Raw genomic sequence first — 23,716 nt, forward strand, 5'->3', positions numbered from 1 at the left:
TTTTCTTTTTAGGATAATTTTTGCTACCTTGTGCACGTGGCCCGGTACAAGGAGCGGTAAAGATCCGGCCGGCCCACTCCAGCCAGTTGAACCGAGACCATGGAATTCAAGGAGGAGACCCATCGTGGGTATAAAGACCAAGCAGAACAGGCCCCCGCGGGGAAAACACAACAACGGCCGCGCTCTCGTGCGGCCCGTGAGCGGGCGCTATGCGTCGATGCTCGTCGGGCCCGCTGTCGGACTGACGGTACTGTGTGCGCATGCGCAAACGGCGCCCTCCATCCCAACGCCGGCGTCGGCACCGGTCGCCGCGAGCGCCACCACCGCGGCGTCGGCGGCCAAACCCCAGGCAGCGGCAAAGAGCGCTGCGACCGCAAACGCCACGACCCTGAACACTGTTGAAATTACGGCGAACCGCCGCCGGGAACCGGCGCGTGAAGTGCCGATGCAGGTCAATGCGCTGAGCTCGGAAGAACTGCAACGCAAGGGTGACGCGTCAATGCGCGATTACCTGACGAAGGAGCCGGGCGTATCGCTCTCCTCGGTGGGCGCGGGCAATGCGCAGATCACCATGCGCGGGATCACGACCGGCACCGACATTTCGCCGACAGTCGGCGTCTACGTCGACGAAGTACCGTTCGGCTCCAGCACGATCTATGGGTCCGGTTCACAACTTTCACTGGACATGGGGCTGCTCGACCTCAACCACATCGAGTTGCTGCGAGGTCCGCAAGGCACGCTGTACGGTGCGGGTGCAATGGGCGGGCTGCTGAAGTACGTGACAAACGAGCCGGATACAGAGGGCGGCGTCACCGGTCATGCCGGCATCATGTTCTCGGGCACCGACCACGGCGGCCTCAACCATACCGAGAGCGCGGTGGTGAATGTGCCGATCAAGCAGGACGTCGCCGCCCTGCGAGTCAGCGCCTTCAACCAGCAGGACGGCGGTTACGTGAACCGTATCGGCGGCGATCCGGAAAAAGGCGTGGACGGCGCCAGCACCCGCGGCGGCCGCGCATCCCTGACAGTAACGCCGACCAATGCGCTGACAGTGCGCCTGACCGCAACCACGCAGCAGATCAAGCGCGATGGCACGGCGTCCGTGGATTACAACTTCTACACGCGGCAACCGGTCTACGGCGACCTGACCCAGAACCGGCTGGTTGACGAGCCGTTCGACCAGATCATCGAACTCTATTCCGCGAACATTGAGTACGACTTCGGGTGGGCACGCCTGAACGCCATTTCGGCCTATCAGACCATACGCTCCAGCCAGACCAGCGACGACTCCGCTGTCTATCCCGGCATCCTGAACGCCCAGTTCGGTGCGCCGCTGTTTCGCACGGCTGCCGCGAATCTGGCTATCTCCACGGACAAGTTCACCCAGGAATTGCGCCTCACCTCCCCGGCCAATCGCAAGCTCGAGTGGATTGCCGGGCTTTTTTACACAAGCGAACGCAGCAGTCAGAATCAGTCTCTCACGGCCACCGGGCCCACGACATCGCTCAATCTGCTCACGAATCAATTTCCGTCGACCTACAAGGAATACGCAGCCTACGGCGATCTGACCTATCACTTCACCAGCCGATTGTCCGCAACCGCCGGCTTGCGGGTTGCCCATAACGACCAGACGTTCAGCGCCATCGCATCGGGCCCGCTTGCCGGATCGGGAAATCAACCGGGCCAGTCTGCTGATACGAGCAAGACGTATCTCTTTACGCTCGGCTATCTGGTAACGCAAAACAGCAGCCTGTACGGACGGATCGCAAGCGGCTACCGCCCCGGCGGTCCGCAACCGAGCTATCACGATCCTGTTACTGGGCAAATGTCGCCGGGAACGTTCAACCCCGACACGCTGACCAGTTATGAAGTGGGCTACAAGGCCGACTTCCTGGATAAGCGCGCCTCGTTATCCGTGTCGGCATTCGATATCGAATGGAAGAACATCCAGCTCAACACCATCATCAACACCCTCGGCGTGGTTGCCAACGGCGGCAAGGCCCGTTCAAGGGGACTGGAGTTCTTCGGCACACTGAATCCGACTCCGCAGTGGCATCTGGGCGCGGGCCTCACCTATCTCGACTCGCGGCTCACCCAGGATGTGGTGGGCATTGGAGCCATGTCGGGCGACCGCCTGCCCAATACCCCCGATCTCTCGGCCACGGTCAACATCGACTATCTCTTCAACGTCGCCTCGTATCGCGCCTACGTGGGCGCGACCGAAGCCTATATCGGGCAGCGCAACTCGAATTTCCCTGGAAGCAAGACTGCGCCGAACTTCAGCATGCCGGGTTATTTCACGACGGACCTGCGTGCCGGTATCGATCTGCACAAGGCGAACGTTTCCCTCTTTGTTCATAACCTGTTCAACAAACGCGGCATGCAGGCAGCGGGCAGTTCCTTCGTTCCGCTCGGCGGACCCGCGTCGGTTATCTTCATCCAGCCTCTGACGGTTGGCATGCAGATCGACGTGCCGTTCTAAAGCGGATCATGGGCGCGGAGATTGCCGGTGTCTCCGCGGCGGCGCGGCCTGTATCGTCGGGTCGCGCCGCCATACCGAACGGCGGTGCGCTCCACCCCCAGCCCCCCAGCCCTACGCGTTGCCCATTCGAGCCGGCGTCACTGAGATAGTCCATGTTTGAATCCAACGATTTGTTATCCGAACTAAGATCGCGGCAACCGCTGCTGTGGCTCAACCCGAATGCCGGTTCCCCGTTGCCGACAAACGCGCCCACGGCGGACCAGATCACCGAAGCCGAAAACCGGCTGGCGCGCTGTGAGCCATTGATGGCGGAGCTGTTTCCCGAACTCAGCGCGTGCGCCGGGAAGGTCGAGTCCCCACTGGTAGCCGCCGACCGTCTGCAAGCCGCATTGACGGATCCGGGCAAGCCTCAGGGCACGTGGTTCATCAAGCGCGACGATGCGCTACCGGTTGCAGGTTCCATCAAGGCGCGCGGCGGTTTTCACGAAGTGCTGGCACTGGCCGAGTCGATCGCCATCGAACATGGCCTCATGGAGGCCGGCGGCGATTGCCGGCTTCTCGCCTCGCCGCCTGCGCGGGCGCTGTTTGCGCAGCACACGGTCACGGTGGGCAGCACCGGCAATCTCGGTTTGAGTATTGGCGTGATGGCGGCGGCGCTGGGTTTCGAGGCGGTCGTGCACATGTCCACCGACGCGAAACTGTGGAAGAAAGAGCGCCTGAGGCAACGCGGTGTTCAGGTCGTCGAACACGAGGGCGACTATGCCCAGGCCGTTGCGGGCGGACGCGCGCAGGCGCTGGACATGTCGCGCTGTCATTTCGTCGACGACGAAGGTTCGCTGATGCTGTTTCTCGGCTACGCTGCGGCGGCCCGCCATCTGGCGAGGCAGCTTGCCGAAGCGGGCCGCCGCGTCGACGCAGCGCATCCGCTCTTCGTATACCTCCCATGTGGCGTAGGCGGTGCGCCGGGCGGCATCACCTACGGCCTGACCGCCTTGTTCGGCCCGCATGTGCATTGCTTCTTCGCGGAGCCCGTGGCTTCTCCTTGCATGCTGGTTCAACTGGCGGCCGGTTGCGATGAACCGGTGTCCGTGTATGACATCGGCCTCGACAATCGCACGGATGCCGACGGCCTCGCGGTCGGCCAGGCGTCCTATCTTGTGAGCCCGCTCATGGCCGCACAAGTTGCCGGCGTATTCACGGTCAGCGACGACGAACTCTACACGCAGTTGCACGTTGTCAAACGAACCATGGAGATCGAACTTGAACCGTCAGCCGTGGCGGGCGTCGGGGGACCGGCGTGGCTGAGCGAGTCAACCGCCGGTCGTGACTACCTGCGTACGCGCAATCTCGATCTGAACGCCGCGACGCATGTGATCTGGACCACGGGCGGATCACTGGTGCCGCCCGAGGAGCATCGGCGCTTCCAGGCTCGCGCAAAAGCGCCGGGCGTTCCTCAGGGCTGAACGGCCCGGCGAAGGCCTGTTCCGCTCACTTAAAAGCAAAGTCGATCGCGCGGCCGAGCGCGGGCCACGGTGCAAGCCCATGCCCCTGCCTGGCGAAGACCGCGTAGTCCTCAACCTGATACCCATTCGAGCCGCGCAAGGCTTGCAATCTGGCGGTGAGCTCACGCGCGTTCCCGACCATCCGGTTGCTGAGAACGCGCGCATCGAGTTCGGCCTGAGCCATTGCGAGCGCGGCCGGGACGGGGGTCGGGGTCTCCTCCTCGCTACCCATGGTCACGAGTACCCGCGGACTGGCCGTACCGGCGTGCACCGCAGCCGAAAACTTCTCCTCGTTCGCCAGCACCGCTTTCTCGCTCCACCAGATCGACGGACTTGCCGCGATAAAGGTTCGGAAAGCGTTCGGTTCGACGAATAACGCGTGGAGAACAGCCAGACCGCCCAGCGAATGCCCGAAGATCGCCTGGTTCGTGCTGTCGATAGAGACCAGCTCCGCGACGCGAGGCTTGACCTCCGTTTCAATGGTCGCAAGAAAGTCGTCGAGACCGCCAACCCGATCCGGTGTCAGATTGAAACCCGGTATCTGCTGCGTAGCCAAAACTTCGGCACTGACCGGCAAGCTGAGGTCGTACATACGCTTCAAGCCGAACGCGTAAGACATCGAGGTCAGTTCGTTCAGGCCCGGCATCGCCCCAAGCGGCTCAATGGCCTTCCTGATAAAAGCAGGATCGCTGGGATAGCCAATACCCACAACCACCACGTCATGCACGTTGGCGCGAACCGCTTCCATGGCGCTCGCGAAATAGGCATGCGCGTCGAGCACATAGAGCACCCGGTAGCCGCGTTCAGGCGCCGGCAGCATCGGCAACGCCACGCTGATCGAGTATTCATGGCCATTAACCCCGGAAACAAAATCGATTTTCCGGCTATTCGGAATCGAAACAGGCTGAGCTTGCGTCATACGCTTCATCTACCTCAATGATTGGTTAGGGTCTGCACCACGCAGACTCCATCTGCTGCGAAACAAAAGTGACGGGCTCGGGTCCCGTCACCGGCATTCATGACCTCGCGTGTATTCCTGGCGTGAGCCGAAACCGGCCAGCGCTCAGCCTCTCTGTTTGCGCTCGAACGTGAGATTTCTGGTGCGCGGCAAGTTGATCTGAAATCCTGTCATGCGGCCGCCCTGCTTTGAAAAACTGAAGGCGGCGCACCAACCCATCGGCGAAGGCGCGAGACAGGCAAGCGTCTCGCCCAGGCAAATCAGCTCGCTCTCGGCTTGCCCATACGCGTCGCCGCAGCGAAGCACGATGCGTTTGCCGTCCCGGGCGATAACAGCGGTGCAGCCAGCGTCGGCGCTGTAGTACTGGCCCGCGGCCGCTTCGACGAAAGCTTCGACGTCGGCGGTGTCTCGCGCGACTTTTCGATAGCGCGCGGATTGTCCGCCGAACCGGATCGTCAACTCCAGGCTCCCCGCCGCATCGTCCAGCCCGAGCTCGACCTCCCCCATGCCTACGGCTGGCAAGATGACCCGTCCATCGGCCGCTTTTCTCAACGGCACCCCTTGCGCTAGCCCGCACATCGACAGCTTCAGCGCGCCCTCATCATCGACCAGACCGTAGATCATGCCGGTGTCCGGTGACCACCAGTCACCGAGCAGGTCTTTGTAGCCGGCCGCCGCGATCGTGGGCGCGCAATCGCCCAGATGGTCGGCAAGAATGAGATCGAGCGCCTGCTCGGCCAGCTTCACCGGACTGCATGCAGGTGCGCCATTGGCCATGATCACGATATCGAGGCCATGGTCCGGCGCCGTGAGCATCTGGCTCGACGCGCCGATCACGCCGCCGGAGTGATGCACGACGCGCACACCCCGATAGGGCTCGACTACCAGGCCCAACGCATAACCTCCGACGCTTCCGTCTGGAAAGGGCACCAGCTGGGTCAACGCAGCCCATGTTGCGGGCGAACCGAACCGGTCTTGCGTACGAAGATGTTCCGTCCAGCGCAACATGTCGTCGATCGTCGAGACGATGGCGCCCTCACCGCGATTCTCTTCCGAAGGAAACAGGCCGCGCCGCCAGCCGCCGCCGGGCGCCGGTGTATGCATCGTCGCAATGCCCGGCGTGATGCTGTAGTCGCTCGGGATCGACTCGGTATCGCGCATCTCCAAAGGATCGAACAGGCGTTGCTTTAGCTGCGCTTCGAACGACGCGCCCCCCACCCTCTCGATCGCGATCGAAATCAGGTGATAGCCGCCATTGTTGTAAAGCATCGTGTCGCCGGGCGCGAAGTTACGACCCGTTTGTCGAACTTGCGTGGCAAGGCCGGTCCCTACCGGGGGCACGGCTAATCCCCGGCATAGGAGCCCGATGTCGATAAAGCAGCGCGAGCCGCCACGATGCAAAAGCAGTTGCCGGACCGTGGGGTCGCCGCTCGAGCCGGTGAGTTCCGGAATGTAGCTTCGGATCGGCGTGTCGAGATCGAGCTTGCCATCCTCGACCAGCAGCAGGGTCAGCAGCGCGGTGAAGTGTTTGCTGATCGAGGCGATCCGCATGCGCGTAGCCGGCGTGTTGGCCACGGCATGCTCCAGACTGGCGAGCCCGAAACCGCGCCGGTACAGCAGCTTGCCGTGCTGCGCAATACCCACCACCAGACCCGGCACATCGCCGCGATTGAAAGGGGCAAAAAGACCGTCAAGGGCACTGCTGACATCCGCATTCAACTCTGGACCCACCATTCGTGCTTCTCCACAGATTTGGCGCCGTAGCGGCGCAATAGCTTGCAAAATATGGCGCTGCATTCCGGTTTGGAGATTCTTCCAAACGGGTATCCATGCACTCGGAGCTTGCCTGCCCGGCTCATGACTCAGTCTGCGTGCCGGCGTTCGAACGAAAGATTGCGCGTTCGCCCCGAGTTGAGCTGGAAGCCGCTTACTCGCCCACCTTGCTTCGAAAAACTCAACGCACAGGACCATCCTGCGAGGGAAGACGCAGTGCATGCAAGCGTCTCGCCCAGACAAACCAATTCACTCTCCGTTTGTCCGTAAGCATCGCCGCAGCGAAGCACGATGCGTTCACCGTCGCGGGCAATCACGGCTTTGCAGTCGGCGTCGGCGCTGTAGTACTGGCCCGCGACCGCTTCGGCGAAAGCTTCTGCGGCAGCGGTGTCCCGCGCGACCTTCCGGTAGACCGCGGCTTGCCCGCCGAACCTGACCGTCAAGCCAGCGCCGCGCGCGGCTTCGTCAAGTCCGATTTCGACATCGCCCATGCCCGCACCGGTGCCCCGTGCAACGACCTGGCCGTTCAGTCCTTTCTCCAACGGAAACCCTTTCGGACTGCTGCACAGCGACAGCTTCAGCACACCTTCCTCGTCGACCAGCCCGTAGATCATGCCGGTGTCCGCAGACCACCAGTCGCCGAGCAGGTCCTTGTAGTCAGCCGCCGCGATCGTAGGCGTGCGCTCACCCAGATGGTCGGCGAGGAGGAGATCGAGCGCCTGCTCGGCCAGCTTCACCGGATAGCACGCGGATGCGCCATTGGCCATGATCACGATATCGAGTTCATGGTCGGGCGCCGTGAGCATCTGGCTCGACCCGCCGACCACGCCGCCGGAGTGATGCACGATTCGCACGCCCCGATAAGACTGAACCATTAAACCCAGTGCGTAGCTTCCGGTGGCACCGTCAGGAAAGGGGGCAAGCCCGGTCAGCGCAGTCCAGCTTGCGGGCGAGCCGAAACGGTCTCGCGTACGCAGATGTTCAGCCCAGCGCAGCATGTCGTCGACCGTCGAGACGATGGCGCCCTCGCCGCGATTCTCTTCCGAAGGAAACAGACCGCGCCGCCAGCCGCCGCCGGGCGCCGGCGTATGCATCGTCGCAATGCCCGGCGTGATGCTGTAGTCGCTTGGGATCGACTCGGTGTCGCGCATCCCCAAAGGATCGAACAGGCGCGCCTTCAACTGCGCCTCGAACGACGCGCCGCCCACCCGTTCGATCGCGATCGAAACCAGGTGATAGCCGCCATTGTTGTAAATCATCATGTCGCCGGGCGCGAAGTTGCGCCCCGTCTGGCGAACCTGCGTGGCCAGCGCGGTACCCAGCGGGGCAATCGCCAACCCGCGGCACAGGAAGCCAATGTCGAGATAGCAGCGCGAACCGCCGCGATGCATCAGGAGTTGCCGGACCGTAGGGTCTCCGCCCGGGCCGGTGAGTTCGGGAACGTAGCTTCGGATCGGCGTGTCGAGATCGAGTTTGCCCTCCTCGACCAGCAGCAGCGTCAGCAGACTCGCAAAGTGCTTGCTGATCGAACCGATCCGCATGCGCGTGCCCGGCGTGTTGGCCACCGCATGCTCCAGGCTGGCGAGCCCGAAACCGCGCCGGTACAACAGCTTGCCGTGCTGCGCGATGCCCACCACCAGGCCCGGTACATTGCTGCGATTGAAAGGCTCGAAAATCTCGTCAAGAGCACTGACATTCACATTCAACGCTTGAACCACCATGACGCCTCTCCACAAGACATAGCGCCACAGAGGCGCAACAGTTAGTTGTACGTTGGAGAAATCTCCAACGGAAAATCATTTTCAAACCGGACCAGCCGAAGAACCGGAAATTCCGGCGAAGGCACCAGTCTAACGGCTATGACCGCGAGCACTCACGGGCCATATCACCTCAACGCGCTCACCGCGAAACACCACGAGCTCGTCGTGCAGATTAAGCGTCGGGTCGCAATGGCCCGGCACCAGCAGAAGCTGGCTTCCCAGCACCGGTTTGACGACGTCGCGATTGAGCATCTGCACACTCCCATGTTCGTCGTTGACGACCGTGTAGTGCAAGGTGTCGCTCATGCCGTCACCGCCCCAAACCGTCGGCAGACCGGAATCGACGGCGAGAGATTTGAGTCCCGCGTCGACCACCACGACCTGTCCGGCGTCGCTATTGCCAACGCTGATCACCGACGTGGCGAGAAACAGGCTGTGTTCGAAGCGCAGTGCGTCGGTATAGACATTGCGACCGTAGTCCCCATCCATGAACGCGTAAGAACCGGGTTGCACTTCGGTGTAGACCCCACTGGCAAGATCGAACTCGACGCTGCCGCTGCCGCCGCCGGTGACAACCGCGCAGACCACGCCATCACGGCGGAGCGCGTCGACCACCTCGGCCGTGCGAGCGGCGGCGAGCCCCGCGGCATCGCGCCGCTCGGCATAATCGCGGATATGCTGGATGCCGCCCTGGTAGGCCTGCAAACCTTTGAAGGTCAATTGAGCGTGGGCGGCTATTACTTCCAGCAACTGCAACACCTGGCGGGCATCGTCCACGCCGCAGCGGTTCTGGCCGACGTTGATTTCGACGAAGACGTCGATACGGCTGCCGTGCCCCGCGGTTGCCGCCGCTAACGCGATCACCTGATCCGGGTGGTCGACACACACGCTGAAACGCCCATGCAATGCCATCCGCGCCAGCAGATCCAGCTTCGCGGCTCCGATCACTTCGTTGCTGATATGAATGTCCGTGACACCGGCATGCAGGAAAGGCAGCGCCTCGCTGACCTTCTGGCAGCAGATGCCGACGGCCCCGCGCTGGATCTGCGCGAGCGCGATAGCCGGGCATTTGTGCGCTTTGGCATGCGGACGCAACGCTACGCCGGCCGCATCGGCTCGCGCCTGCATGACATCCAGATTGCGCTCGAACGCGTCGGCGTCCAGCAGTAGCGCGGGTGTATCGATGCTTGTCAGCGGATTTCCCGGACTAGCTGCCGGTAGGACCTGGATATTGTGAATGCTGCTCATAGTTCAATGTAGATCCAGTCGGAACTGGTGGTCGACCGTGGACGGACTCGCTCGCGATGGTGCCGACTGCCGGCGCGTAGCGACGCAACCGGAACAGCGCGAGCGGTTCGGGTAAATAAAACTCCAACGCCTCAGGAAGGCTGCGCAAGCTGCCCGGGGCTCACGCGCACGACGTCTTCATCGAGTGGCCAAAGGCGCTGGGCGAGGCGCGAACGAGGAAACGATGCGACATCGGCTGAACTGAGTCCCGGGCCATCGACGGTAACGATCGCGGAGGCCAGGGCCTGGAATCCCGCCCGGAAATGGTTGGAGCTTTTGAGCGCAACGATCTTGCGGCACTTCACATCGATGCCGTGAAGCAGCAGCATCGCGTGATCGAAAGTCTGCGTCGGACGCGAGATAACAATGACGTCGACGCCCTCGATGATGAGTCTGCACGATGTCCCGAGATCGAATTGAAGCCCCTCCAGCATGGACCCTAGAAAATTCGTGAAGCGGCCGTCGGTAACGGCTTTGACATACGCCTGCGCAACGATGGGAGCGCCTTGCATCTTGCCGAGCTTCCCGCCGAGTTTGACTTCTATCGTTGCGCCGACGCCGGCACGCTCAGCCTGTTGCGCGACTTCCCGGTCGTGAATCGCCACGAAGCATGCGGTTTCCGGCGGCAACCGCGCATCCAGAAGTGCCCGCAACAAATGCGTCGCATCGCCTGGCGCACCGCCGCCCGGGTTGTCCGAACTCTCGTTGATCACGACCATCCCTGACTCGACTGCCAGGGCTTGCCTGACGCCCTCTTCCGGTGCAAGGACCTTGGGCCTGAAGGCCTCCCGGTTCGTCCAGATCCAGTCGGCAACTTCATCGGCGTAGCGCTGCGCGAGGTCAAGGTCGCCATCGGTCGTACACACCACCGTGGGGCACGGTGCGGGAATATCCGCGTAGGGAAAACCATGGAACCAGGAGCAGTCGATTACCCCCGGCCGTTCACCGATACGCGCGCACAAATCGTTGACGTCGGCCGCGGGAAACCCGGCATCCGTGCTCATGACGATACCCAGCATGGGCAACCGGTGCATTGCCGTGACCGGTCCGAGTGCGCCGCGGGCTGTCTGGGCCAACAGTTCGACAGCCTCGACGCCGCGCTGAAGGAGGTCCGTATGCGGATAGAGCCGGCACGGCAGCGTCAGGTCGCCATAGATACGCATCGAGTCCGTCATCTGCCCATGCAGATCGTAGACCGATGCAATGGGCACGTTGTCGCCCACCAGTTCGCGTACCGCCGCAAGCAGGTCGCCTTCGAGATCGTCGATCCCCTCCACCACACCCGCTCCGTGCGGCGCCATCAAGACGCCATCAACCGGGAGTGCGTCTCTGATCCCGGCGAGCACGGATTGCTTCAGCTGTTCGTAGACACTCGCGCCAATGGTTCCGGACGGCCAGGCGAACGCCAGAGTCGAGTAAACCAGTTCGATCCCCAACGCGTGGGCCGCCTCGATGTAGCCGCCTACCGAACGATTGGTTCCCGCATACTCCGCTTCAACTTCATCGCCACTGACACACATGAAGTCGGGTAGCTGCGTGTAACCCGTGAACTCCGTCGCATAGGTATTGGTCTCGTGGCAGATACCGCCGACGACAAACCTCAGGGTTGCATTTGAATTATGCATGGGGGCCTTTTCTTGTTATGTGAATCACGTACTACGCGATGCGAGCTTCCATAGTCGTGCCAGCGTGGCCGCTGCTCCATCACCGGCGACGGAGTCAAACGCATTCAGCGCTTTCCCCTTTTGACCGGCAAGGTAGTAAGCAATGCCGAGATGCAGGCGCGCTTCATTCGGATCCGTCAGGCCGCCTTTCGCGAGACCCGTCTCAATCAAGGCGATGCCTTGCTGACTTTTCCCCGATAGCGCCTCGTTGAAGCCAGTTTCGACCAACGCGGCACCGTTGCCTGAGGCAGCTACCGGCTGTGGCTGAGCTGCCGCCTTGGCGGCGAGATTCCTGAGCCGCCCGCCGCGCCCCGCATCCGCGCCTTTGCCCAGCACGCCGGAGTTGAACCCCTGGTTCACCACACTCAAGGCCTCCGCGCCATACCCCGCGAGAATCGCGAGCTGCGTCATCTGGACGTAGTCACTGGCGCTGCCCAGGTTGTTGGTGGCTCGCTTGAGACGATAGACATCGAGTTCGAATCGTCCCGCGAATTTTGGATCGGCCTGCAAACGGTCGAGTAACTCCCCCCAGTAGGCCGGGGTCGGATAGTACTTGACCAGTTGTTCCAGCATCGCGGTGTAGCCGGCGTTGTCGTTCTGCTTCTGATAGCAGCTCGCCAGCAGTTTCAGTACGTCGGCGTCAGGCGCGCGGCCGGCGCGCAACTCCGCATCCACCGCGGGCCGGAGAAGTTTTTCTGCCGCCCCGGCGTTGCCTGCCATGTAGTAAGACTGCGCGAGCAGCGTTTTCATGTGCGGATCGCCCGCTCCCGCGCTCTGGTAACGCTGGCCCCATTGCACGGCCTGCGCATAATTTCCCTGCTGATAAGCAAGACTCGCCAGAGCCGCCATCATCTTCTGCTGTTCAGCCGCCGGCTGGCGGCCGCTCTGGATCAGAAATGCGTAGTCGCGTGCGGCTACCGTGAAGTCACCGGCGGCAACGGCGGCCGCGCCGCCCATCTGTGCAACGAGATCGCTCTCGTATTGCGACTTGCCCGGCACGGCATCTGCCTGAGCGACACTCGCCAGCGCATCCTTGTAGCGTTGCGCCTGGTACAACGCACGCGCAGTCTGCAATGGCTTGGCAACCTCTGGCCTGAGGGTCTCTGCCGGAAACGCCGACTTGCTGACGAGCACGGCACTCACCCCGATCGCTAGAAACAGCGTGCGCAGCAGAGCGGACGACAGGCGTCCAGAACTAAGTCCACGACTCATTTTCCACCTACCCCAGACGTTTCTACTGCATGAATTGCTCATTGCCGACGAGCGCGATTTTGGTGACGCCCTGCCGTTGCGCCGCCGCCATCACCGCAGCTACGCGACGGTACGGCACCAGCCGGTTGGGTCTGAGATGCAGCTCCGGCTGATCCGCCTGCGCCGCCACCGTCTTCAGGTGCTGATCGAGATCGGCGAGGTCCGCAAGCGGCGCACCATTCCAGCTGATGGTGCCGTCGAAGTCCACGTCAACCTGCACCACCGGCGGCGGCGCTTTCACCACAGGCGGCGGCGTACCCACCGGCATATTCATCTTCACCGCATGCGACTGGATCGGGATGGTGATGATCAGCATGATGAGCAGCACCAGCATGACGTCGATTAGCGGCGTCGTGTTGATCTCGACCAGTACGTCGGGTTCCTGACTACCACCCGCTGGAATGTTCATTCCCATTTCTGCCTCCTCAGCCGCCGTGCGTAGCCGGGTTCGTAATGAAATCTACCTTCGCGATGCCGGCTCGCTCGCACGCCACCACGACTTTGCCGACGTACTCGTATCGCGCGCTCTCGTCACCCCGAATCTGAACTTCGGGCTGCGGTTGCTGTACGGCGATCTCTTTCAGGCGCGCTACAAGCGTGGGCATATCGACGTGCTGCTCCGACCAGAACACGTCGCCGTCGCGATTGATCGCCAGCACGATGTTCTTCGGCGTAGTCTGCAATGGCTGGACCGTCTGCGTCGGCAAACGGACGTTCACCGTATGCGTGGCGACCGGAATGGTGAGCAGGAAGATGATGAGCAACACCAGCATGACGTCCACCAGCGGCGTGGTGTTGATCGACGACATGACCTCGTCGTGATCTTCGCTGCCTTGTCCTGCACTCATGGCCATGATCTGCTCCCTTACGACGTTGCGGCCTTCATGGACCGCCTTGAGGCCGCGTCGTCAGGAATGGAGTACGAAGAAACCTTCGTCGCCGTGCCCGCACCGCTCAGGAGTACGGTATGCAGTTGTGCGCCAAAGCCGCGCACCCGTTCCATGACCGAGCGGTTGCGGCGCACCAGGAAGTTGTAGCCGAGCACCGCCGGCACGGCGACCGCGAGGCCGATTGCGGTCATGATGAGTGCTTCGCCCACCGGGCCCGCCACCTTGTCGATCGACGCCTGTCCGGCGATACCGATTGCGGTCAGCGCATGGTAGATACCCCAGACCGTACCGAACAGACCCACAAACGGTGCGGTCGAGCCGACCGTCGCGAGAAACGCGAGACCATCCTGCAAGCGGTTGGACACCACCGTGGTCGCCCGTTCGATCGACACGCTGATCCAGGTGTTGAGATCGACCTTCTCGAGCAGCGCCCCTTCATGATGACGACTCGCTTCGATCCCGCTACCCGCTATGAAACGGAACGGGCTGGCTTCGTCCAGTTGTTGCACCCCGGCTTCGAGGGACGGTGCATCCCACACCGTCTCGTCGGCCGAGCGTGCCCGGCGGTTGGCGCGGAATTGCTCGAAGAATTTCGTCACCATGATGTACCAGCTGCCCATCGACATGATCACCAGAATGACGAGCGTGGCCCGCGAAACAATGTCCCCGCCCTTCCACAGCGCATCGAGCCCATACGGATTCGACACCCCTTCGGTCATGGCCACCGGCGGCGGCGGCGCGGGCTGGTCGGCCTGCTCGGCCGGCGCTTGCGCAGCGGGCGCGGTGCTCGGCGGTGCGCTCGTTTGTACGCTCGGCGTGGCGGCGGTGCTGCTGGCGGACTGCGCATAGGCGGTCCCGGTTGCGCTCAGCAGGGCCACAGAGGTCAGGGCGAAAATTGCGCTTGCCGCAACGGCGGCCAGACTCGGGTTCTTCATGTCATCACTCCAAGATCGTTCTTCATAGACCTGGCAGGGGGCACCCGCCAGCATTGCTTGACGTTGCCTTCAATTCAGATTGAACGAGAACGGTACCTGTACACGGACGTCCTCTCCTTGCGCGACGCAGTTGAACTGCTTGACTGCATTCACCGCGGCCCGGTCGAGAAGCGGGTCCGCTGACTTCACAACCTGTACGTCCTGCATGTTGCCGTGTGCGTCCACCACGAACTCCACCAGCACGTCCCCGGTAATGCTGTTGCGCTGAGCTTCCCGCGGATAGCGCATCGACTGTCTGACCTGCTGCGAATTCGGACAAACCACCCCCACTTCCGTGTGCACCGTATGCGCGGGCGCTGCCGCAACTACCGGCGCGGGCATCGCCGCGGATTGCGGCTGAGGCGTGGCCGAGCGCTGCGCCATCACCGGCTGCTGCGCCTGCACGGGAACCACCACTTCAGGAGGCGGAATGAACGGCGGTGGGGGGGCGAATTTCGGCGGAGGCGGCAAGATGATCGCCGGCTTGGGTGCAGGCGGTTTCACCTCTTCGACGATGCGTGTTTCGATAGGCTTGCGGATCACCTCGATCACCTTCGAGGCGAGACCATTCACCAGAATGTAGATGAGCCCTACGTGTAGGAGTGCCACAAATCCGATACCGCCAACGCGGCTGGCGGAATAGTGGCGCTGACCAGCGTATTTCATTCGTCTCTCCTCCAGGCACCCGCACCTTGCTGGCGCTCCCCGGGTGTCATTTCTCATGTCTGTCCGCATGGCAGCCAGACCGTTATCGCTGCATGAACCACACCTTACACCAACAATTTTCCAAATTGAACATTTTTTTCTACAATGAATAATTTAGACAGTAATGCTCGTGTAATGAAAATTTTTGGCATACTGGTCGCTTATGCGGAAAACACCTATGCGGAAAAATCTCGCTACCCACGATCTGTCCGGGCCGAGCAAGCCCGGCCAGGCCATTCGCGCACTGCGCAACAAGCTTGGGCTGACATTGCAGGAAGTCAGCCAACGAACCGGGCTTGCCATTTCAACCATTTCGAAGCTCGAGATGGGACGGGCCTCCCTGTCCTACGAGAAGCTCTCGCTTGTGAGCGCCGGCCTGGGCGTCAACATGTCGGAGTTGCTTGGGCTTCTCGGCGAAAGCCCGGGCAGCGAGGCTGCCCCGTCGGTGCCAGGCCGACGCATCATCCAGCGGCAAGGCGAGGGCGTGGCCGTGCGGACTGGCCCCTATGTCGAGACGTTCCTTGCGGTGGAGTTGCTGAACAAGCAACTGGTACCGCTGATTGTCGACGTGCGAGCCCGCACCATTCAGGAATTCACCGACGAGTTCGGCGGCCTGATCAGGCATTCCGGCGAGGAATTCATCTACATCCTGGAAGGCGAAGTCGAGTTCCACACGGACTTCTATGCGCCGGTGCGGCTCAAGCAAGGCGAGTCGGTCTATTTCGATAGCAGCATGGGACACGCATTCCTTGCGGCATCTGAGGGTTCGTGCCGCCTGCTGTCTGTGTGCACGGATCCGGATCAGGAACAGCGCGTCATCGATCAGGTTCAGAAGCAGGAATGAGCCGGAGTGCTCCGCGCTAGCAGAAGCTCTGTAGTGCCGCCTGATACTGTAATCATCAACGCCGGATCAGCGACCTGGTTCAGCCGGGCTCATGCCCGGCCTGCTTGACGCTTTGCTCCCACGGTTTTGCTCTCGCGTATCCGCCCAATTACGCCGCGAATGGGTTCTCAACACGCGGCCAGTAGTTGGGACTGCGAACGCGGTACGGGATATTGGCAAAGTCAGGTGTTAGCGCGCCCGGTGCCGACACGTAGAGCACTTCTCGTGCGATCGGCGCAAATTCCGCGTGGAAGTGCTGCGCGGATTTGACCACAATAACGCGCTTGCTCGCGAGATCAATGCCGAGTCCGGTAAAGGCAGTGGGCGCAATGGTTTGTTCTCGCACCGTCATCAAGACGATATCGACGTTGTCATCCGTCGATACCCACACCGCAGAACCGAGCGGGCGTTGCATGCCGCCCATGCTTTGATGATGTTCGTCCGTAAGCGCGCGCACCGTGACCGTCAGATCCAGCGGCGTGCCGGAGCTTACCCCCAGCTTGCCGCCGATCCGCAGGGTGAGCCGCGTGCCGACACCCGCTTCCCTGCAGACCTGAACCGCGCCCATGTCGTACACGCAGCCGAGCGCCACGTCGCCGATACCACGTTCGACAAGCCGCCGCAGAATGAACGTGCTGTCGCATGGCGCACCGCCACCAGGATTGTCGGCGACGTCGGCCAGCACCACGGGTCCATCGCCGCCGGCTAGCGCGCGATCCAGCGCGTCGTCAATCGACAATCCCGCCGGGCGCGCCGCCTCACGCATGTCCCATAGCATCTGGCCCAGTTGCGCAGCGATACGCCGAGCCTGGGCTTCATCGTTGTCGGTGACCACCCAGATCCTGGCGCCCGTCTCCGCCACGTCGCCCCACGGAAATCCGTGGCCGAACGACACGGACAAGACGCCGTCGCGCCCCTCCAGCGACTGCATGTGCTTCACGAACCCGGCTATCGGTTCGGTGGTGGTATGCCATTTACCCACCATGCGGCAATCGTGGACCGCGGTCACCGGACGCACGCGCCCTTCCGCCGTCGCCACCGTCAACGCGAACACTTCGCGGAGGCGTTCGATAATGTCGGTATGGGGATATTCCTTGTAGCAGACGATGACGTTTGCATTGCGCTGCATCTGCCCGGTAAAGTGGCAATGCAAATCGAGCTCGACGCCGATTGGCACTTCGTCGCCAACCAGTGCACGAACGGCCTCGATCAGGTCTCCTTCGCAATCGTCGCAGTGCTCGGCAACCATTGCGCCGTGCAATATCAGCAGCACCGCGTCGACAGGAAGCGCCGCGCGCAGATCCGTGAGAATTTCCTCGCGAAAACTCTCGTATACCCGCTGTACGGTGCGGCCTGCCGGTTGCGCCATCGTCGACAGGCTCTCGACTATTACGTGGCCCTGCGCGGCCGCAAGCTTGCGCAATTCGGCGATTCCCACTCCGAGCCCATCCGGCGCCACCTTGCTGGCATCGCCGTGATAGATCCCGAAGGAAGCGTAGCCACCCAGTCCGGTCGGACTCGGTGCGAAGGTATTCGTCTCGGTGATCAGCGTTGTGGTGAAAATTTTCATGATTCGCGCTCCTGGGTCGCGTTATCGTTAGTCCGTGCGAAATGCAGATTCATCGAGCGCGTGGTACTCAAACGGAAGCCGTGCACCCTCCCTGTGTCGTCCCGCTCGACGACCAGCACCGCGGGCACGCTCAACTTCCCAGGCGTGGCCGAGGTTGCAGCAACCTCGCGCGATATCACCTTCAATTCGCTGCTCCAACCGCTACGTGCGCCCCTGACAGCCAGGGTGAGCCCACTGCCGTCGAAGCCGATTGTTGCGCGCGCCGCAAGGTCATTCGATACGTATTCCCCAGTTAGCCCGCTGGCGAATTCCGTGACAGGCGGCGCAACATCCGGCAGGCGCACCAGCCGGTCGACGTGGCCGCAATTGGACAACTCAATAACCGGCATATCGCTCTCCGGCGACGCCTGCACATGGCGAAACGCGAGCGGCCCCATGCCGGGAAACGTCACGCAATACCGGTTCTCGTCGGCGACCACCGGCAACGCTATTGAGTTGAGCAGATTGAAGCCAAGATCGCCTTTATCGTCGAGTAATTCGACAAGCGTTCGCGTGTCCTGCGACCAGTAGCGCCCGATGAGCTCTTCCAGCCCAGCCGTCTTGACGCGTGGCGATGCGGCCTTCAGGACCTCGTCGCCAAGCAGCCGGTCGATCACCTGCCACGCAAGTTCGGTCGGACTGGCGGGGGCGCCGTTCGTGATTACGATGATGTCGAGTTCGTGCCCGGGCACGGCAATCATCTGCGAAGCGCCGCCGTCCACCGCACCGGCATGGTGGATCACCTCGACGCCGCGATATCTCTCCCGCTCCAGCCCAAGGCAGTAAGTGCCCACCGCACCGCTCGAGTAGCGGGCCGGCGACAGCATCTGCGCCCAGCTTGCTGCGCTGCCGATCCGCTTCGTGCCGCGCAGGTGCGCGAGCCATATGAGCATGTCGGCCGCGGTCGAAACGATCGAGCCTTCGCCCAGCAGATCCTCCAGCGGCAGAACACCGCGACGATAGCTGCCGTCCGGTTGCGGTACATGCGGCGTGGCCCTGCCCGGCACCACGGTGAGATCGCCCGGCACGGAATCGGTATTCACCATGCCAAGCGGTTCGAAAATACGCTGCTTCAGGAAAGCTTCAAACGTCATGCCGCTGGCGCGCGCAATCGCGATCGACAGTAGATGGTAGCCGCCGTTGCAATACGCCATGCGCTCGCCGGGCGGGAAGTTCACGTCCTGCTGCTGCAGTTGATACCTGAACGCGTCGCCCTTTTCCATCATCGCGCCGACGTTACCCAGCACGCTCAAATCCAGGTAGCACCGGTAGCCGCCGGTATGCGTCATGAGCTGGCGCAGCGTCGGTTCTCCGGCCAGCACCGGCAACTCGGGGATATAGACGCGAATGCTCGCGTCTATATCGAGCGTTCCGTCTTCGGCGAGCAACAGCGCGGCGAAACAGGCGAAGTGCTTGCTGGTCGAGCCGATGCGCATACGCGTGTGCAGCGTATTCGCCACGGCCAGCTCCACGCTCGCGAGCCCGAACGCCCGCCGGTAGAGCAGCTTGCCATGTTGTGCAATGCCAATCACCAGACCTGGTGCATCGCTGCGATTGAATCGCGCAAAGATGTCGTCGAGGCCACTCACTCGTGAATCTGGATCTACGTCAGCCATCCGTCTTCTCCGCAGGTCATCGCACTCCAGCGGCGCGATGGCACGCAGTATATTGACCATTTTTCCAATAAGTCAATTTTTTCTAAACCAGATAAATTCAGCCTCGCTCAAGCGGCAGCCGGGCAGGCTTGCGACACGCCCAAGCCCAGCGCATTGCCCCACAAGCCCCGCCACGTCTGCCGCATCGCCCGATCAGCGACCATTTCCCCTTCAGTTCACCCGGCCGCTACCCGGACCGATCGCCACGCTGGCAACAACCGATAAATGTCTACAAGTATTTTCCATATTGTAAATATTTTTCTTATTTGGCACTATGCAGGAAAACCACCGTGCCGACATCGGCCGGTCAGGACACTTGCATCTCAGGATGCCTAACAGGAATTGGCATGTCATCTACTTCGAATTCCAGCCGCGGTATCAGTCTGATGCGCCTGGGCGGATATGGCGCGGGCGGATCCGCCAACGCGCTCGCCGCTACCCCGGTTCCCATGCTGCTTCTGTACTTCCTCACCGAATACGTGCATCTCGAACCGTGGCTTGCCGGGATGGTTCTGGCGGCCCCCAAGCTGTGGGACGTCCTTGTCGACATGCCGATCGGACGTTATTCGGACCAGTTGGCGTTGCGCGCGGGCGGCCGTCTGCGCGTCTGCATCATGAGTGGGCTCGCGTTGATGGTGCTTCTGCCGCTCACCTTTTTCCACCCAGCGATCGCCTCCAAGCCGCTGCTTGCCGGCTTTTATGTGCTGGTGCAGATTCTGCAGGCGACCTGCTATACCGTCTTCGGCGTGACTTTTCTCGCGCTGGCCGGGGACCTGGCAACGGACTCCCTCCAGCGCAACAAGTTTCTTACCGTCGGCAATCTCGGCGCCGCCCTCACTACGATTGCGCTCGTGGTTTGCGTACCGGTCCTGATCCGCTTCGGCGGCGGTGGCGAGCGGGGCTACCTGACCATGACCCTGGTGGTAGTGGCGGCGATGGCGTTCATGTACACCTGGTTTTACAGCGCGGTTCGTAACGCCCCAGTTCATCCCGCGGCGTTATCGGAATCCTCCGCGGAAATGTCGCTGCGTGACGGCATCGTTGCTGTTCTGCGTAACAAGGCGTTTCTTGCGCTCATCATCGTGATCATCGCGCTCGGCACAGCAGGAGGCTGCCTGAACTCCCTGATTGCCTATGAAAATCAATATCTGCTTGGACGCCGCCCCGAGGACCTGTTCCTGCTCGCGGGACCGGTGCTGGTTGGCGGCCTGCTCGGTCTGCCGCTTGCTGTTCCGGTACTGCGCCGCCTTGGCGACAATGGAACGCTGCGGATAGGTTTTCTCGTTACCGTCGCCGCATTTATCGGCTACTGGGCCGGCCTCGCCAGTGGCTTGATACCGGTGGTCATGGTGGCCGGCGCGATCTACGGCATCATCTGTTCAGTAGCCGGTGTGGCCTTGACGGCCGCGGTGCTCGACACCGTGAAGTCGGCCAAGGGCGGCCCGTCCCTCGGGCTTTACCTGGGCATGTTCATGTCCGCACAAAAGCTCGGCATGTCACTCGGCGGCGTGGTCTCGGGCGGCCTCCTGTCGCTCATCGGCTACCACGCAGGCGCGCCGGCCACGGTCGAACTCCATCATCGCATTGCCCTGTTGGGCCTGGTGGGTCCGCTGGTTCCCCTGCTGATTGCCTGCTTCGCCATCTGGATGTTCGGGGTCTATAGCGAGCCGCGTTTGACGGGCAAACATCCGGTCGACTCCTGCGCGGAAACGCTCTGAGCTACGCCGCGCAGTGCGGCAAGCACGCCGATCTCACCAACATACTGAATCGCATGAGCGCGGCCCTGAAGCGCGTCATAAGGAACGACCGATGAAGTTCGATACCATCGTCCTCGGCGCCGGCATCGTGGGTGTATCGGTCGCCGCGCACCTGCAAAAACGCGGCCGATCAGTTGCCCTGGTGGACCTCAGGCAGCCGGGCAACGAAACGTCGTTCGGCAACGCCGGACTGATCCAGCGCGAAGGCGTCTATCCGTATGCGTTTCCGCGCGGATGGCAGAAGCTCCTGCGCTACGCACGCAACCAGTCGACCGATGTCCGCTACCACCCGGAAGCGATGCTCAAGCTCGCACCGTTCCTGTGGCAATACTGGCGCAATTCGCACCCGCGCCGCCACGCGGCCATCGCCCGCTCCTATGCCCCGCTGATCGAGCACTGCGTGACAGAACACCGGGCGCTTGCGCAAGAAGCCGGCGCGAGTTCGTTACTGCGTCCGATCGGCTGGATGAAAATTTTTAGAACGGCGGCCAAACAGGACGAAGAAACGAGTCTTGCCGAGCAGTGGCAGCGTGAATTCGGCGTCGAGTTCGATGCACTCGACGCCACGCGCCTGCGCCAGACCGAACCGGATCTCGACACCTCGCTGCTAGGCGGACTCCGATATGTCGCCGCCGATTCAGTGAGCGATCCGAATGCGCTGGTGACCGCCTATGCAAAGTATTTTGAGCAACTGGGGGGCCGCTTTTTCATCGGCGACGGCACCACGCTCAAGGATCAGTGGGCGGTGTACACCCATGAGGGACTGATTGAAGCCAAATCCGTGGTCGTGGCAATGGGGCCGTGGTCGGAACAGGTTACCTCGCGGTTGGGTTACCGCCTGCCGCTGGCCGTCAAGCGTGGCTATCACATGCACTATGCGGCGCAACCGGAAGCGCGCCTGAACCATGCGGTGCTCGACGTCGAGCATGGTTACCTGATCGCCCCGATGCGCCGCAGAATCAGGTTGACCACAGGCGCCGAGCTGGCGCATCGTGATGCGCCCCGAACGCCAACACAACTCAACGCTGTTGAACCCATTGCGCGCACGCTGTTTCCTCTTGCGGCACGTATCGACGGCGAACCATGGATGGGAGCGCGCCCCTGCACGCCTGACATGATGCCGATCATCGGACCCGCAGCACGTCACAAAGATTTGTGGTTGGCGTTCGGACACGCCCATCACGGGTTTACGCTGGGCGCCGTCACCGGACGCCTGGTTGCCGAAATGATGACCGGGGAATCCCCCTTGGTGAACGTGCACCCGTTTCGTGCCAACCGGTTCAGTGCATGAGTTTTGCCGGCGACATTGTGGTGCAGCCCGCGGCTCCGGCGGTGGGCTCGCAGTCCGACGAAATCTATCGTCAGATGTTCTAGGTGTCCGCTACCGCGACCGATGCTGCGTTGCCGGGGGCGATTGTGTCAGGCGTCGAGCGCGGGCGGCTCAGGGTTTTTGAGCGGCTGGGGTACAGCGACTTCGCAGGGAACTGAATAGTTTCTTCGCGCGTTCGAGGGACACTCCTTGCATCTGATGAAATAGCAGGATTCCTACACAGTGACCACAACGCAACGGCAATAGTGCGGTTCAAGGCCAATCCGCAGCCCGGCGTTCAGCACGTAAATAATCGGTAAACAGAAAACGTCAGGTAAAAGACGGCACGGTGAGCTACCGCACACAAGCAGGCCCCTGCGAGGTGTAGTTTGGTAGGGAGACATTTGAATCGAGAAACAACGTGGCTTCCACCGACATGCAGGATCGGATCAACCGGGCGGTGTGGAGCAGCCGCAGCGGGCGCAATGGGTTCGCCGTCGCCAGCGGCTGGACCGATCCAGGTGAGGCGGCAGCTTTCGCCTGGGTGAAGCAGCAGACGGGACACCAGCCAGTTCTCGATGTAGGCGTGGGCGGGGGCCGAACCGTGGCCTTGCTAACGGCGATAAGCAACGACTACACCGCCGTCGACTACACGCCCGAAATGGTCACGATCTGCCGCCGCAACCATCCGGGCATCCGCGTGCAACAGATGGACGCCCGCGACATGTCGGCCTTTCCCGATGAGAGCTTTGGACTGGTCGTATTCAGTTACAACGGCATCGATGCGGTGGATTACCCGGGCCGCCGTGCCGTTCTGCGGGAGTTCACCCGCGTGCTGAAGCCAGGCGGCCTGGCACTCTTTTCTGCCCACAACCTGCGCGGACCGAGCTACCGTCAAAATCCGCTGCATCTTCTACGCTTGCCAAACCTGTCGGTCAATCCGGTTTCAGTCTGTATCGATGTTGCCAGGATCGCCTATTCGCTGGCAATCGGCACCCTCAATTATTTGCGCTACTCGCCTCTCAATCATGAGTTCGACGGCTACGCGATCCGGGTTTGTGCTGCGCACGAATTCGGCATTGTCATCATGTACACCGATATGGGCACGCAGCTTCGCCAACTTGCCGAAGTGGGTCTGCACACAGAGGCGGTATTCGGAAATTCGACGGGACGGCACATGCAGGAAGGTGACGATGTGAGGGATGAGTCATGGTTCCACTTTGTCGCGCGCAAGGTTGCCGCGCGATAAATTGCGGT

18 protein-coding genes are annotated in these 23,716 nt (G+C 62.0%); 6 read left to right on the forward strand and 12 right to left on the reverse strand.

What is annotated here, in order from left to right:
• Positions 1 to 124: 124 nt before the first annotated feature.
• Together GH665_RS33545 and dsdA are read left to right on the forward strand one after the other, a co-directional pair.
• A complete protein-coding gene (locus GH665_RS33545; RefSeq protein WP_246216451.1) occupies positions 125 to 2,482 on the forward strand; it encodes a TonB-dependent receptor in 2,358 nt (785 codons plus the stop codon).
• Positions 2,483 to 2,634: 152 nt separating this feature from the next.
• Positions 2,635 to 3,945: a D-serine ammonia-lyase gene (gene dsdA, locus GH665_RS33550; RefSeq protein WP_153141395.1), complete on the forward strand. Its 1,311-nt coding sequence runs from the start codon at positions 2,635 to 2,637 to the stop codon at positions 3,943 to 3,945.
• A 25-nt stretch (positions 3,946 to 3,970) separates the two neighbouring features.
• On the opposite strand, the gene GH665_RS33555 is transcribed toward dsdA, so the two are convergent.
• From GH665_RS33555 to GH665_RS33600, 10 genes are all read right to left on the reverse strand, one after another.
• A complete protein-coding gene (locus GH665_RS33555) occupies positions 3,971 to 4,903 on the reverse strand; it encodes an alpha/beta hydrolase (RefSeq protein WP_167531038.1) in 933 nt (310 codons plus the stop codon).
• Positions 4,904 to 5,047: 144 nt separating this feature from the next.
• Complete coding sequence (locus tag GH665_RS33560; RefSeq protein ID WP_167531039.1) at positions 5,048 to 6,676, reverse strand: serine hydrolase domain-containing protein; 1,629 nt, start codon at positions 6,674 to 6,676, stop codon at positions 5,048 to 5,050.
• Between the two features lie 128 nt (positions 6,677 to 6,804).
• Positions 6,805 to 8,436, reverse strand: coding sequence for a serine hydrolase domain-containing protein (locus tag GH665_RS33565; RefSeq protein ID WP_153141398.1), 1,632 nt, complete (start codon positions 8,434 to 8,436; stop codon positions 6,805 to 6,807).
• Positions 8,437 to 8,565: 129 nt separating this feature from the next.
• The gene (locus GH665_RS33570; RefSeq protein ID WP_153141399.1) at positions 8,566 to 9,723 is read right to left on the reverse strand and encodes a DSD1 family PLP-dependent enzyme; all 1,158 of its coding nucleotides are present in this window, start codon (positions 9,721 to 9,723) and stop codon (positions 8,566 to 8,568) included.
• Positions 9,724 to 9,854: 131 nt separating this feature from the next.
• Positions 9,855 to 11,387, reverse strand: coding sequence for a M81 family metallopeptidase (locus GH665_RS33575; protein WP_153141400.1), 1,533 nt, complete (start codon positions 11,385 to 11,387; stop codon positions 9,855 to 9,857).
• Between the two features lie 24 nt (positions 11,388 to 11,411).
• Entirely contained in the window at positions 11,412 to 12,638 is a 1,227-nt protein-coding gene (locus tag GH665_RS33580) for a tetratricopeptide repeat protein (RefSeq protein WP_153141401.1), read from the reverse strand.
• A gap of 22 nt (positions 12,639 to 12,660) precedes the next feature.
• A complete protein-coding gene (locus GH665_RS33585) occupies positions 12,661 to 13,092 on the reverse strand; it encodes an ExbD/TolR family protein (protein ID WP_153141402.1) in 432 nt (143 codons plus the stop codon).
• 10 nt (positions 13,093 to 13,102) lie between these two features.
• Entirely contained in the window at positions 13,103 to 13,531 is a 429-nt protein-coding gene (locus GH665_RS33590) for an ExbD/TolR family protein (RefSeq protein WP_153141403.1), read from the reverse strand.
• A gap of 11 nt (positions 13,532 to 13,542) precedes the next feature.
• A complete protein-coding gene (locus GH665_RS33595; RefSeq protein WP_153141404.1) occupies positions 13,543 to 14,502 on the reverse strand; it encodes a MotA/TolQ/ExbB proton channel family protein in 960 nt (319 codons plus the stop codon).
• A 69-nt stretch (positions 14,503 to 14,571) separates the two neighbouring features.
• Positions 14,572 to 15,207 (reverse strand): energy transducer TonB, encoded by a 636-nt coding sequence (locus GH665_RS33600; protein ID WP_246216452.1) that lies wholly within the window; start codon positions 15,205 to 15,207, stop codon positions 14,572 to 14,574.
• 217 nt (positions 15,208 to 15,424) lie between these two features.
• On the opposite strand from GH665_RS33600, the gene GH665_RS33605 reads away from it, so the two are divergent.
• The gene (locus tag GH665_RS33605; RefSeq protein WP_167531040.1) at positions 15,425 to 16,090 is read left to right on the forward strand and encodes a helix-turn-helix domain-containing protein; all 666 of its coding nucleotides are present in this window, start codon (positions 15,425 to 15,427) and stop codon (positions 16,088 to 16,090) included.
• 148 nt (positions 16,091 to 16,238) lie between these two features.
• On the opposite strand, the gene GH665_RS33610 is transcribed toward GH665_RS33605, so the two are convergent.
• Together GH665_RS33610 and GH665_RS33615 are read right to left on the reverse strand one after the other, a co-directional pair.
• Positions 16,239 to 17,699 carry a M81 family metallopeptidase gene (locus GH665_RS33610; RefSeq protein WP_153141406.1) on the reverse strand — a complete coding sequence of 487 codons (1,461 nt, stop codon included), beginning with the start codon at positions 17,697 to 17,699 and terminating at the stop codon, positions 16,239 to 16,241.
• The gene (locus tag GH665_RS33615; protein ID WP_153141407.1) at positions 17,696 to 19,354 is read right to left on the reverse strand and encodes a serine hydrolase domain-containing protein; all 1,659 of its coding nucleotides are present in this window, start codon (positions 19,352 to 19,354) and stop codon (positions 17,696 to 17,698) included. Before GH665_RS33615 ends, GH665_RS33610 begins: the two co-directional genes overlap by 4 nt.
• A gap of 386 nt (positions 19,355 to 19,740) precedes the next feature.
• On the opposite strand from GH665_RS33615, the gene GH665_RS33620 reads away from it, so the two are divergent.
• The 3 genes from GH665_RS33620 (at position 19,741) to GH665_RS33630 (ending at position 23,708) form a co-directional block, all read left to right on the forward strand.
• On the forward strand, positions 19,741 to 21,111 hold the full coding sequence (locus GH665_RS33620) for an MFS transporter (RefSeq protein WP_153141408.1): 1,371 nt from the start codon (positions 19,741 to 19,743) through the stop codon (positions 21,109 to 21,111).
• A 91-nt stretch (positions 21,112 to 21,202) separates the two neighbouring features.
• Positions 21,203 to 22,441, forward strand: coding sequence for an NAD(P)/FAD-dependent oxidoreductase (locus GH665_RS33625; RefSeq protein ID WP_153141409.1), 1,239 nt, complete (start codon positions 21,203 to 21,205; stop codon positions 22,439 to 22,441).
• A gap of 454 nt (positions 22,442 to 22,895) precedes the next feature.
• Positions 22,896 to 23,708, forward strand: coding sequence for a class I SAM-dependent methyltransferase (locus tag GH665_RS33630; protein WP_153142422.1), 813 nt, complete (start codon positions 22,896 to 22,898; stop codon positions 23,706 to 23,708).
• Positions 23,709 to 23,716: the final 8 nt, after the last annotated feature.

The sequence above is a fragment of the Paraburkholderia agricolaris genome, assembly GCF_009455635.1.
GTDB classification, from domain to species: domain Bacteria; phylum Pseudomonadota; class Gammaproteobacteria; order Burkholderiales; family Burkholderiaceae; genus Paraburkholderia; species Paraburkholderia agricolaris.

Coding starts and splice junctions, on each gene's coding strand:
- GH665_RS33630 (WP_153142422.1), top strand. CDS start 22,896: ATGCAGGATCGGATCAACCGGGCGGTGTGGAGCAGCCGCAGCGGGCGC.
- GH665_RS33565 (WP_153141398.1), bottom strand. CDS start 8,436: ATGGTGGTTCAAGCGTTGAATGTGAATGTCAGTGCTCTTGACGAGATT.
- GH665_RS33560 (WP_167531039.1), bottom strand. CDS start 6,676: ATGGTGGGTCCAGAGTTGAATGCGGATGTCAGCAGTGCCCTTGACGGT.
- GH665_RS33570 (WP_153141399.1), bottom strand. CDS start 9,723: ATGAGCAGCATTCACAATATCCAGGTCCTACCGGCAGCTAGTCCGGGA.
- GH665_RS33615 (WP_153141407.1), bottom strand. CDS start 19,354: ATGGCTGACGTAGATCCAGATTCACGAGTGAGTGGCCTCGACGACATC.
- GH665_RS33555 (WP_167531038.1), bottom strand. CDS start 4,903: ATGACGCAAGCTCAGCCTGTTTCGATTCCGAATAGCCGGAAAATCGAT.
- dsdA (WP_153141395.1), top strand. CDS start 2,635: ATGTTTGAATCCAACGATTTGTTATCCGAACTAAGATCGCGGCAACCG.
- GH665_RS33600 (WP_246216452.1), bottom strand. CDS start 15,207: ATGAAATACGCTGGTCAGCGCCACTATTCCGCCAGCCGCGTTGGCGGT.
- GH665_RS33610 (WP_153141406.1), bottom strand. CDS start 17,699: ATGAAAATTTTCACCACAACGCTGATCACCGAGACGAATACCTTCGCA.
- GH665_RS33605 (WP_167531040.1), top strand. CDS start 15,425: ATGCGGAAAAATCTCGCTACCCACGATCTGTCCGGGCCGAGCAAGCCC.
- GH665_RS33620 (WP_153141408.1), top strand. CDS start 19,741: ATGTCATCTACTTCGAATTCCAGCCGCGGTATCAGTCTGATGCGCCTG.
- GH665_RS33590 (WP_153141403.1), bottom strand. CDS start 13,531: ATGGCCATGAGTGCAGGACAAGGCAGCGAAGATCACGACGAGGTCATG.
- GH665_RS33625 (WP_153141409.1), top strand. CDS start 21,203: ATGAAGTTCGATACCATCGTCCTCGGCGCCGGCATCGTGGGTGTATCG.
- GH665_RS33575 (WP_153141400.1), bottom strand. CDS start 11,387: ATGCATAATTCAAATGCAACCCTGAGGTTTGTCGTCGGCGGTATCTGC.
- GH665_RS33595 (WP_153141404.1), bottom strand. CDS start 14,502: ATGAAGAACCCGAGTCTGGCCGCCGTTGCGGCAAGCGCAATTTTCGCC.
- GH665_RS33580 (WP_153141401.1), bottom strand. CDS start 12,638: ATGAGTCGTGGACTTAGTTCTGGACGCCTGTCGTCCGCTCTGCTGCGC.
- GH665_RS33585 (WP_153141402.1), bottom strand. CDS start 13,092: ATGGGAATGAACATTCCAGCGGGTGGTAGTCAGGAACCCGACGTACTG.